A 10,505-nucleotide genomic window follows, 5' to 3' on the forward strand; every position below is an offset into this window, starting at 1 on the left:
ACCCCGAACTGACCCGCGCCCCGCTGGCCAACCGTGACCGCGCGACCCGGGAGGCGATCGCGGCCGTGGACGGAGTCTTCGACACCGCCGCCCTGACCGAGGTCTGGGACAACGCGCTCGCCGCCCCCGCCTGGGACCGCGAACCGGTCTGGTGCCACGGGGACTTCCACACCGGCAACCTGCTCACCGCCGACGGCCGACTCTCCGCCGTCATCGACTTCGGCGGCCTGAGCATGGGCGATCCGGCCTGCGATCTGGTCATCGCCTACACCCTGTTGTCGGCCACGACCCGCCCGCTCTTCCGCGCCGCGCTCGCCCTGGACGAGGCCACCTGGACACGCGGCATGGGCTGGGCCCTGACCACCGGCCTGAACGCGTACACGCGCCACGCGGCCACCGAACCCCGGGTCGCCCGACAGAGCGCCCGCCAGCTCACCGAGGTCCTCACGGAGTACGCGGGCGTCACCTCGGCAGGGCAGCACCCGCTCCTTCGAGGGCACTCGCTCCCGGAGTTTCCCGGGGCCCGCTAGCCGAACGCGGGCAGCACCTCCCGCTCGAACAGCCGCAGGCTCGACCACGCCAGATCCATCGGCATGCCCCCGCACAGCGGATGGAACTGGGTGAACGGCCTTGGCGCGGACTTGAGTTCGGTCACGAACTCCTCGGGGGTCAGGACCCGGTACTGGCCGCCGCGCCGCAGCTCCGCCAGACCCTCGGCCGTACGGAAGGGCGCGGCCACGTCGTCCTGGGCCTGCCAGACGCCGTAGGCATTGGTCTCGTGCAGGAAGTACGGGGCCATCCCCCACCACAGCCAACGGGTTCGTGCTCGACATGCCGGCCGTCTTCGAACGGTTCCTCACCCTCGCGCTCACCGACGCCCTGGCCCGCCGCGGGATCCGCTGCGCCGCCCAGGAGCAGCACCACCGCCTCGACCTGGCCGGGCATGTCCGACTGCGCCCGGATCTCGTCCTGTACCGGGCCGGCCGTACCGTCTCTGTCGTGGACGCCAAGTACGCCTTCCGGCACGTGCCCGCGCCGCCCACCGAGCACCTCTACCAACTGCTGGGCTACTGCACGGCGTTGGGTCTCCCGGCGGGCCACCTCGTCTACGCGGCGACGACCCGGGACGGCCCGACGGAGCATGCCGTCCGGCGTGTGGGCATCACGGTCACGGCCCATGCCCTGGACCTCGACCGGCCGCCCGCCGAACTCCTCGCGACGGTCGGCGAGTTGGCCGACCGGATCACGGCCGTGCCGGACCCGGCCCGAGCGGAAGTCGATGTTCCTCCAGGGGCTACCAGGGAGTAACCGCTTCGCCCTACGCTGCTGCCGCCACCGAGGCTCCAACCAGGGCGCAGCGAAGGGGACTTGAGACTCATGAAGGCGACAAGACGGCTGGCGGCACTGCTCACCGGGACGGCCCTGCTGCTGACGGGGGCCGTCGGCAACGCCCACGCGGCGGCGCCGAAGTTCTCCGAGACGACGACGATCGGCACGCACAACGCGTACGAGAAGGACAAGTACACGTACTGGGCCCAGGCCCTGGACTCCGGGGCCTCGCTGCTCGAACTGGACGTCTACGTCGACAGTTTGAGCAAGCGCTGGCGGGTCAGCCACAGCGACCTGTTCGCCAACGACAACAACTGCGAGTACGCGAGCACCCCCGCCGACCTGTACAGCAAGGACCGCAACCAGGATCTCGGCAGCTGCCTGGACAACATGGCCGCCTGGAACACCCTGCACCCGGACCACGCGCCCATCATCGTCAAGGTGGAGATGAAGGTGGGCTTCAACCAGACCATCGGCCTGGGCCCGACCGCGTTCGACACCCTGGTCTCGCAGAAGCTCGGCAGCAGCGTCTACAAGCCGTCCGACCTGCTCGGCTCCTCGTACTCCACGCTCGACGCGGCGGCCAAGGCGAACGCGTGGCCCTCACGCGACGACCTCAAGGGCAAGTTCATCTTCGAACTGATCCCCGGCACGGTCGAGCAGGCCAACCCCTTCGACCACTACTGGACCGACCAGGAGTACGGCGACCATCTGCGCGACCTCTACGCGGCCGGCACGATCGCGCAGGCGCAGGCCTTCCCGGCCGTACTCGGAGCGGCGAACGGCGATCCGCGGTCGACCCGTTGGACCTCGGACACGTCGATCCGCCCCTGGTTCGTGTTCTTCGACGGTGACGCGGCGACGTACGTCAACAACGGCTACGACACGTCGTTCTACTCCACGAACCACTACATCCTGATCATGACGGACGCCTACGCGGTGGCCCCGGCGATCTCCTCAACCGCCCCCACGGACGCGGAAGCAGCCGCGAAACTGGCACTGTTGGCCGCAGATCACGCAAGTGTGATCACCTCTGACTGGTCGTCGAAATCGGCGTCGGTCCTCGGCTCGGTGGCCACCAGAAGCTGAGGTTCCGGATCCGGGGGACGGGGCACAGGTCCCCCATGCTGCATGGAATCGACGTAAGCGCGTACCAGTCCACGGCGTATGGCACGGACGGCTCCTCCTTCGTCTTCATCAAGACGACGGAGGGCCGCTCGTACGTCAACCCGAGACTCACCGCGCAGACGAAGACGGGCCGTGACGCGGGCCTGGTCGTCGGCTTCTACCACTTCCTCTGGCCGGGGAACATCACGGCCCAGGCGGAGTACTTCGTCAGCAAGGCCCCGGAGAAAGCAGGGGACTTGCTGGCGGTCGACTGGGAGACGACCGGCGACGGCACCCACGCGTCGAACACGGAGAAGGACGCCTTCATCCGCAAGGTGAAGTCACTGCGCCCGAACAACCGGGTCGTCCTCTACTGCAACCGCACCTTCTGGCTCACCGTCGACAAGACGTCCTACGCGGGCGACGGCCTGTGGATCGCCGACTACACGACGGCCGGCAAGCCCCGCATCGCGGCGGACTGGGTGTTCCACCAGTACACGTCCGACCCGCACGACAAGGACGTGGCCGACTTCGCGAGCGCGGCGGCGCTGCGCACCTGGGCCGCGGACGCCTGACGTCCGGACGACCGCGACCCGGCACCACGATCGTCCTCAGCCCGCGAAGTCCCCGGTCCGCTCCCGCGAAGCCTCCGCCAGCCCCTTCGTGATGCCGTCCACGCCCTCGCGCAGGCCGTACACCGGCGTCCCGGGCTGCTGGCGCCAGGACTCGTCGAGGGTGCCCGAGTCGACCGTGTCGAAGCCGAGGTCGTTGATCAGGGCCCTGACCACGCGCTTGGCGGCCTCGTCGTCGCCGGCCACCGGGAGGGCGAGGCGGTCGGGGGCGCCGGACGGGCGGTGGCGGTCCAGGATGTCCTGGGCGTAGGTGCCGTTGAAGGCCTTGATCACGGTGTGGCCGATCTGCTGCGCGACCCAGCGGCTCTCGGTGAGGCCCTCGTCGAGGATCGCGGCGATCCGGCCGTCGCGCCCGGGGTAGTAGTTGTTGGTGTCGATGACCGCGACGCTCTCCGCCGCGCCGTCGAGGAAGCCCTTGGGCAGGTCCGGGACCGCCTTCAGCGGGATGGTGACCACGACGACCTCGGCCCCGTTCGCCGCCTCCTCGACCGGTACGGGGGTCGCGCCCGTCTCCTCGGCCAGCGCGGTGAGTGTCTGCGGGCCGCGCGAGTTGGCGACTGAGACGTCGTGCCCGAGGGCGGTGAGCCGCCGCGTGAGGTTGCCGCCGATGTTGCCCGCGCCGATGATGCCGATCTTCATGACAGACCCTTCGCCGATCCAGAATCGGTGCGCACGAATCAATGCACACGCATGCTTCTGGTGGGCCTCAACCCCCGGTCGCCGTCGGCTATTCCACCCCCTCGCCCGATCGGGTGAGCCTCACCTGCACACCGCGATACACGCTCAGATCCGTACGACGACCTTGCCCGTATGCGCGTTCGACTCCAGCAGCCGGTGGGCGTCCCGGATCGCGTCCAGGCCCTCGAAGACCTCCCCGACCACCGGGCGGAAGCCGCCGTCGGCGAGGTCCGCGTCGAGGAACGCGGTGGAGCGGCGCCGGCCGCCGGGTGTGGTGGTCAGGGCCATGTTGGCGTAGGTGTGGATCGTGAACGGCCAGCTCCAGGGGATCTCGGCGGGACGCCGGTCCAGCCAGCCGTAGACCACCACGGACCCGCCCGGCGCCAGCGCCTCCGCGAGCGGGCGGAAACCGGGGCCGCCGATCGCGTCGAAGATCACCTCGACGCCCCGGCCCCCGGTGAGCCGCCGGACCTCCTTCGCCACGCCCTCCGCTCCGGACCCGCCGGAGACGATCACGTCCTCCGCGCCCAGCTCCAGAAGCCGCTGCCGCTTCGCCTCGGTGCGGGTGGTGGCGAGCGGGATCGCGCCGATGCGGCGGGCCACCTGGATCGCCGCGGTACCGACTCCGCTGGACGCGCCGGTGATCAGGACCCGGTCGCCCGGCCTGAGACCGGCCGTCTCCAGCAGGGCTCCGTACGCCGTGGTGTACGTCAGCCAGGCCGCGGCCCCCGTGACGGCGTCGACGCCGGCGGGGCGCCGTAGGACGGCGGTCTCGGGCAGGACGATCCGCTCGGCGTACACGCCCTGTGCGCTCATCTCGATGCCCGGGCCCGTCAACACCGCGTCCCCTACGGCGAGTTCGGTGACCCCGTCCCCTACCGCGGTGACGACGCCCGCGGCCTCGTAGCCGAGCCGGGAGGCGGGCAGGGACGGCTGGTAGTAGTAAGTGCCCGCGCGGAACAGGGCTTCGGCACGGTTCAGCCCCAACGCCTCGACGCGCAGCGCGACTTGGCCGGGGGCGGGGTCCGGGACGGCGAGATCCTCGATGCGCAGGACCTCGGGTCCGCCGATCTCGTGAAAGAGCACGGTGCGTGCGGTGGTGGACATGACGTCGACGCTAGGCGGCGGTCACGAGACGATCCATGTCCCTCGGTCTTCGCATCATGTCCGCTCGTCTTCGCCACCGACACACGGGCTACGGTGCGGACATGGACGTACTCAGCGACGCCGTCGCGGCGATGCGCACCGGGCGGCCGCACTCCTCGCGCCGGGACAAGTACGCGCCCTGGGGGATGCGGTTCGACGCCTCGGACGGGGCCGGGTTCCATGTGGTGCTGCGCGGGTCGGCCTGGCTGATCCCGGCGGCGGGCCGGCCGGTGGCGCTCGGGCCCGGTGACGTGGTGTTCCTGGCACACGGGCGCGGGCACGCACTGGCCGGCGGGCTCGACGTACCGCTGGAGGAGGTACGGCTGCGGGCGGACGGCACCTGGCCCCAACCACCCTCCCCCGTACGGGAGTCGGCGCCCCCGGACGCGGTCCTGCTGTGCGGTGCCTATCTGCTGGACCGGGCCCGGGCCCACCCGCTGCTCACGGAGTTGCCCGAGGTGGTGCATCTGCCCGCCCGGGTCGGCGCCCACCGGTCGCTGCGGGCGGCGGTCGAGCTGCTCGGCACTGAGCTGGAGGAGTCCCGGCCGGGCTCGGACACCATCGTCAGCTCGCTCCTCGACACGCTGCTGCTGTACATCCTGCGCGCCTGGTGGCTGGAGGGGCAGCCCAGTGACGGGCATCCGACGGGCTGGGCGGCGGCCCTCGCGGACCCGGCGATCGCGGCGGCCCTGCACGCGGTGCACGCGGACCCGGCCCACCCCTGGACGGTCGGCGAACTCGGCACCCGCGCCGGCCTGTCCCGCGCCGCCTTCGCCCGCCGGTTCGCGACGCTGGTGGGCGAGCCGCCGCTGACGTATGTGACCTGGTGGCGCATGATCACGGCGGGACGGCTGCTGCGCGAGGACGACATACCGTTGCGCCTGGTGGCCCAACGGACGGGCTACACCTCGGAGTTCGCCTTCGCCAAGGCGTTCAAGCGGGAGTACGGGGTGGCACCGGGGCAGTACCGGAAACGGGCCGACTAGAGGCTGGCGGAGGGGAGTTGCCGGGCAGACCCTAGCCCCTGAACGAATCCTCCACATCCCCCCGAAGCACCTCCGCAGCCGCCCCCGCGTCCCCCTCCGCGTGCTTCTACCTGCCGCTGGTCCCGGACCGGCGCGACGGCCGCTGGAGCGTGCGGATCGGGCACCGGAGACGACGAGAGGGGCGCCCGTCCACCGAAGGACGGGCGCCCCTGCCGTTCAGAGCACTTGGGACCCTCTCGGGTCACTTGTTCAGGTGGGCCCAGAACTCGTCGAACGACAGGACCTTGTCCCCATTGAGGTCCCGGCTCTTGATGATGGCCTCGGCGACCGCCTCGGTCACGTTCCAGTCGCCTCCCTGGGCCAGGGCGGTCTTGAACTCGGCCGCGGTGATGACACCGTCACCGTCCGTGTCGATCCGCTGGAAATGCTTGCGTGCTTCCTCGATGTCCGCCACCGGATCCGCCCCTTCGTAACGCATTACTACCTGTTGACGCAGGCCAGATTAACCGGCCGCGCGAGCCCGCAGTGCGGCGACCACCCACGCGAACTCCTCCCGGTGCGCCCCCGCGGGCCCCGAACCCTTCACCGTGGACAGCAACTCCCGGTACCGGGCGAGCCTGTTGTTGGACGCCGCCTCCATCCGTTCGAGGACCACGGCCGGGTCACCGCCGTCCCCCAGCACCTCCCGTACGATCGCCGCCGCCTCCGGCGACTCGGGGGCGATGCCCCGCGCCCTGGCCTCCGCGCCCAGTTGCACCAGCCGCATCGGGAACCAGGTGGACCGCCCGCGGACGGCGGCGCGCTCCTGGTCCGACGCGTTGAACTCGACGGCCGCCCGCATCTGGGCCCGGAACTCCGGGTCCTGGACCATCTCCGCCAGCTCCACCCAGGCGTCGACCTGCTCGGGCGTCGGATCGTCCGGCAGGTCCACCGCGATGGTGCGCATCCGCTCCTCGATGGCCGGGTCCAGGGAGTCGAGCCCGTGGAACAGCTCGTCCACGAACTCCTCCATGATCCGCCTGCGTTCGGCTGCCGACAGCCGTGCGAGCTTGTTCATGAGCGTCATCTCCTCTGCGGTGGAACCGCGTCGCGCCACGGTCGACAGCACCGCCCTGGTCACGCGCAGCGAGCGGATCTGCGCGTCCAGTGCCACCACATGGGCGGCGGCGACCTCCGCGACCGTCGTCTCACCGGCCAGCACCTTGCGTACGTCGTCCAGGCCGAGGCCCAACTCGCGCAGGGTGCGGATCAGTTCGAGGCGGGCGGCGCTCTCGGCGTCGTAGAGCCGATAGCCGCCCGTCGAGCGGGTCACGGGGGTCAGGACGCCCTCGTCCGACCAGTAGCGGATGGTGCGCACGGTCAGTCCGGTGGCTCTGGCCAGCTCCCCGATGGTGAGGAGTCCGGTGCCGTCGTCGATCATGTTGGTGAGTGTGGGCCTTCCAGTGGGTGGAGACTCAAGCGGCGCAAGGAGCTTGGTGATGGAGACTCTTCGGGACATTCTCGATGCGGTGGCCCGGGACGACCTCCCGCCGCCGGACGGCCGGACGACCGTCGTGCCCCAGATGAACGAACGGGACGCGGGAGTACTCGCCTTCACCGCGCACGCGGTCGTCTTCGTCGACGAGGATCCGCGGTGGGTCCAGGACACCCTGGCGGCCGTGCCGTGCGACGCGCTCGCGGCGCCGATGAACCCACGCTTCCTGATGGCCCTCCTGGAGCGGACGGGCCGCAGGGCGGAGACGATCGACGCGATGCTCGTCGGCTCCCCGCTGCCGGGCGAACCGCCGCTCCCCCTACGGGAGATCACGGACGGCGACCATCCGCGGATCGTGTACGCCCGCGGCCGGCGCGACGACGTGCGCGCGTGGACGGCGGACGGCGGAGTGCTCGTGCTGGGCCGCGGGGTCGGCGGCCGGCTGGAGGTCTCCGTCGAGATCGACGAGGCCGTACGGCACCGGGGGCTGGGCCGCGCGCTGGCGGCCGCCGCCCGCCACCTCACTACCGAGCCGCTGTGGGCGCAGGTCGCCCCGGGGAACGCCCGCTCGATGCGGGCGTTCCTGGCGGCGGGCTACCGCCCGGTGGGTGCGGAGGCGGTCCTGCTCAGCGTGCCCTAGGGGTCAGTGCCAGGGCCTGTAGTACGGGTTGCTCTCACAGTCGCTCATGATCTCGACCTTGGTCTTCTTGTCGACCGGGCAGACGCCGATGACGTACTGCCGCTGGATACCGCCGGGGAAGGCGACCTCGACCTGGTCGGCCCACTTGTGGGTGTCGCCGATGGTCTTGTTGACGTCCACACCGCCCGGGGCGTCGATGTAGTAGTTGTAGCCCGACTTGTACCAGGTCTTGTACAGGTCGTGGTCGTAGGTCGTGGAGACGTACGGCGAGGGCTGGTTGACGAGGACGTACTTCTCGATGTCGTACTGCCCGTTGACGACGTCCTTGGGGGCGAAGCCCTGGTCGAAGACGATCGCCGGGCCGCGGCTGTCGCTGCGGTAGAGGGTGCCGCAGGTGGTGCGCCAGACCGGGTCGGGGGTGATGCGGCTGATGTCCACGCGCTGGTCGACGGCGGCCATCGCCGGGTCGGCGACCACGGGACAGGCCGGCGCGGCGGCCCGGGCCGGGGTGTGGGCGGGGACGGTCGCGGCCGTGGTGGCGAAGACGGCCGCGAGGGACAGGACGGCGGCGGCGGTCCGCCGTCGCAGGTGAAGGGTGATTATGCCGGGCACGATTCCGGTTCTGCGGCGGCGGACCGTGGATCATCACCCGTACGGAGTGTGTCCAACTGACCGCATGTCAGCGGGGCTTCAGCGGAAGATGCCCGTGTGGCCCAGTGAGTAGCGGCCCGGCTGGGGATAGACCGCGAGGCCGTGCGGGCCGCCGCCGACCTTGATGCGGGCGAGCTGGTGGCCGGTGCGGGTGTCGATGGCGTAGACCTCGGAGTTGTAGCGGCCGGACAGCCACAGGACCTTGCCGTCGGCCGAGACGCCGCCCATGTCGGGGCTGCCGCCGTTCGGCAGACGCCACTTCTTGGTCAGCCTGTTCTTGGTGAAGTCGAAGATGGAGATGGTGCCTTCACCGCGGTTGGAGATGTACATCTCGCGCGAGTCCCGGCTGATGTACAGGCCGTGGCAGCCCTTGCCGGTGGGCAGGAAGTCCGGCTTGGCGAAGGTGTCGCCGTTCAGGACCCACATGCCGTTCGCCATCATGTCCGCGATGTAGAACCGCTTCCCGTCGGGCGAGATCTTGACGTCCTGCGGCATCGAGCCGTGGAACGGCAGCTTCTGCTGTGCGATGACCTTCATCTTCTCGGTGTCGACCTTGAGCAGTTCGCCGCTGAACTCGCAGGAGACGATGAAGTACCGGCCGTCCGGGGAGAAGTCGGCGTGGTTGACGCCGTAGCAACCGACCGGGACCGCCTTCACGGTCTTCATCGTGTGCGCGTCCCGGAAGACCAGTTGGCGGTCCAGGGACGCCATCACGATCGCGTACCTGCCGTTGGGCGTGAAGTAGAGGTTGTACGGGTCGTGCACGTCGACGGGCTTGCCCGCCCTGCCCGTTCGCGGGTCGATCGGGGTGAGGGTGTTGCCCCGGTCGTTGTTGACCCACAGCGTCTTCAAGTCCCAGGAGGGGACGACGTGTTGGGGCTGTGCGCCGACCGGGATGGTCTCGACGACCTTGTACGTCCTCGGGTCGATCACGGAGACCGAGTTGGAGTTGGTGTTGGGGACGTAGACCCGGGAGGGGAAGTTCCGGACCACCGGCGAGAGTTGGTTCGGCCGGTCGGCGGCGTACAGGTCGGCCGGGTCCAGCACCGGCGGCATACCGGGCAACGCCCGCGTCACCTGCGGCTTCTGCTGCTGTTGCGGCTGGAGGGCGGCCTTGGTGCCGAGCGCCTCGTCGGCGTGGTCCTGCGATCCGCAGCCGGCGAGGGCGGCCAGCGCGGCGAGGGCGGCGCCGGTGACCAGGGCGCGGGTGAGGGGTGTGGGTCGCATCAGCTCAGCAGCTCCGTGGTCGTCACCGCGCGCAGTCCGCGCCGGTCGAGTTCTTGCAGTACGGCGGGGAGCGCGGCGACCGTCCCGGCGTACCCGAAGTGCATGCTCACGACCGAGCCGTTGCGGACCTCGGCGAGCACCTTGCGGGTGATGGCGGGGGCGCCGGGCTCGGTGAAGTCGAGGGAGTCGACGTCGTAGGAGAGCACGTGCGGGTAGCCCACGCGGTGGGCCAGGCGCTGGACGAGCGGGGACGCGGCCGGGGCGCGCGAGGGCCTGAACCAGGTGCCGATCGAGCCGGTGAGCCGCTTGAGGCGGTCGGCGCAGCCGGTGATCTCGGCCAGTGCGTCGGCCTCGGACAGGGTGTTGACGGCGATGTGGCGCTGGGTGTGGTTGCCGAGGTCGTGGCCGCCGTCGAGGATGCGGCGGGCCATCGCGGGATGGGTGTCGAGCCAGGTCCCGACGGCGAGGACGGTGACACGGGTGCCGTGTTTCTCCGCCTCGGCGAGGAGCGCGGTGGCGACCTTGGGGTCGCCCTGGCCGTGGAAGGTGAGCGCGATCCGGGGGCGGTCGCGGGGTCCGTGCGTGATCTGCGCGGGCTGCTGCGGGAAGGCGCGGGGGGCGGGGGCGGGCAGCGG

General features: G+C 70.7%; 14 protein-coding genes. 6 read left to right on the top strand and 8 right to left on the bottom strand.

Annotated elements, in window-relative coordinates; all coding sequences use genetic code 11:
- A partial coding sequence (locus JHN63_RS39575) for a phosphotransferase (RefSeq protein WP_200689946.1) occupies positions 1-530 on the top strand: 530 nt, incomplete at its 5' end.
- On the opposite strand, the gene JHN63_RS39580 is transcribed toward JHN63_RS39575, so the two are convergent.
- Positions 527-799: a hypothetical protein gene (locus tag JHN63_RS39580; RefSeq protein WP_200689947.1), complete on the bottom strand. Its 273-nt coding sequence runs from the start codon at positions 797-799 to the stop codon at positions 527-529. The two genes, JHN63_RS39575 and JHN63_RS39580, sit on opposite strands and share 4 nt — an antisense overlap.
- A 32-nt stretch (positions 800-831) precedes the next feature.
- Between JHN63_RS39580 and JHN63_RS39585 the strand changes: the two genes are divergently transcribed.
- From JHN63_RS39585 to JHN63_RS39595, 3 genes are all read left to right on the top strand, one after another.
- Positions 832-1,308, top strand: coding sequence for an McrC family protein (locus JHN63_RS39585; protein ID WP_234478383.1), 477 nt, complete (start codon positions 832-834; stop codon positions 1,306-1,308).
- A gap of 69 nt (positions 1,309-1,377) precedes the next feature.
- Positions 1,378-2,418 (top strand): phosphatidylinositol-specific phospholipase C domain-containing protein, encoded by a 1,041-nt coding sequence (locus JHN63_RS39590; RefSeq protein ID WP_200689948.1) that lies wholly within the window; start codon positions 1,378-1,380, stop codon positions 2,416-2,418.
- A 35-nt stretch (positions 2,419-2,453) separates the two neighbouring features.
- Positions 2,454-3,011: a GH25 family lysozyme gene (locus tag JHN63_RS39595; protein ID WP_200689949.1), complete on the top strand. Its 558-nt coding sequence runs from the start codon at positions 2,454-2,456 to the stop codon at positions 3,009-3,011.
- Positions 3,012-3,047: 36 nt separating this feature from the next.
- On the opposite strand, the gene JHN63_RS39600 is transcribed toward JHN63_RS39595, so the two are convergent.
- Together JHN63_RS39600 and JHN63_RS39605 are read right to left on the bottom strand one after the other, a co-directional pair.
- Positions 3,048-3,725: an NAD(P)-binding domain-containing protein gene (locus JHN63_RS39600; protein WP_307782091.1), complete on the bottom strand. Its 678-nt coding sequence runs from the start codon at positions 3,723-3,725 to the stop codon at positions 3,048-3,050.
- Positions 3,726-3,851: 126 nt separating this feature from the next.
- The gene (locus JHN63_RS39605) at positions 3,852-4,853 is read right to left on the bottom strand and encodes a zinc-dependent alcohol dehydrogenase family protein (protein ID WP_200689951.1); all 1,002 of its coding nucleotides are present in this window, start codon (positions 4,851-4,853) and stop codon (positions 3,852-3,854) included.
- Between the two features lie 101 nt (positions 4,854-4,954).
- On the opposite strand from JHN63_RS39605, the gene JHN63_RS39610 reads away from it, so the two are divergent.
- Positions 4,955-5,878: an AraC family transcriptional regulator gene (locus JHN63_RS39610; RefSeq protein ID WP_200689952.1), complete on the top strand. Its 924-nt coding sequence runs from the start codon at positions 4,955-4,957 to the stop codon at positions 5,876-5,878.
- Between the two features lie 241 nt (positions 5,879-6,119).
- Here the strand turns inward: JHN63_RS39610 and JHN63_RS39615 are convergent, their stop codons facing one another.
- Positions 6,120-6,332: an EF-hand domain-containing protein gene (locus tag JHN63_RS39615; protein WP_200689953.1), complete on the bottom strand. Its 213-nt coding sequence runs from the start codon at positions 6,330-6,332 to the stop codon at positions 6,120-6,122.
- A gap of 48 nt (positions 6,333-6,380) precedes the next feature.
- A complete protein-coding gene (locus tag JHN63_RS39620) occupies positions 6,381-7,298 on the bottom strand; it encodes a MerR family transcriptional regulator (RefSeq protein WP_200689954.1) in 918 nt (305 codons plus the stop codon).
- 58 nt (positions 7,299-7,356) lie between these two features.
- On the opposite strand from JHN63_RS39620, the gene JHN63_RS39625 reads away from it, so the two are divergent.
- Positions 7,357-7,992 (top strand): GNAT family N-acetyltransferase, encoded by a 636-nt coding sequence (locus JHN63_RS39625; protein WP_200689955.1) that lies wholly within the window; start codon positions 7,357-7,359, stop codon positions 7,990-7,992.
- A gap of 3 nt (positions 7,993-7,995) precedes the next feature.
- Here JHN63_RS39625 and JHN63_RS39630 read toward each other — a convergent pair whose 3' ends face one another.
- The 3 genes from JHN63_RS39630 to JHN63_RS39640 form a co-directional block, all read right to left on the bottom strand.
- Positions 7,996-8,595, bottom strand: a complete 600-nt coding sequence (locus JHN63_RS39630; RefSeq protein ID WP_200689958.1) for an ADP-ribosyltransferase — start codon at positions 8,593-8,595, stop codon at positions 7,996-7,998.
- A gap of 87 nt (positions 8,596-8,682) precedes the next feature.
- Positions 8,683-9,870, bottom strand: coding sequence for a beta-propeller fold lactonase family protein (locus tag JHN63_RS39635; RefSeq protein ID WP_200689956.1), 1,188 nt, complete (start codon positions 9,868-9,870; stop codon positions 8,683-8,685).
- On the bottom strand, positions 9,870-10,505 hold a 636-nt coding region (locus JHN63_RS39640; protein WP_200689957.1), incomplete at its 5' end, for a polysaccharide deacetylase family protein. The genes JHN63_RS39635 and JHN63_RS39640, both read right to left, overlap by 1 nt.

This window comes from Streptomyces sp. MBT65, from assembly GCF_016612545.1.
Classification (GTDB): Bacteria; Actinomycetota; Actinomycetes; order Streptomycetales; family Streptomycetaceae; genus Streptomyces.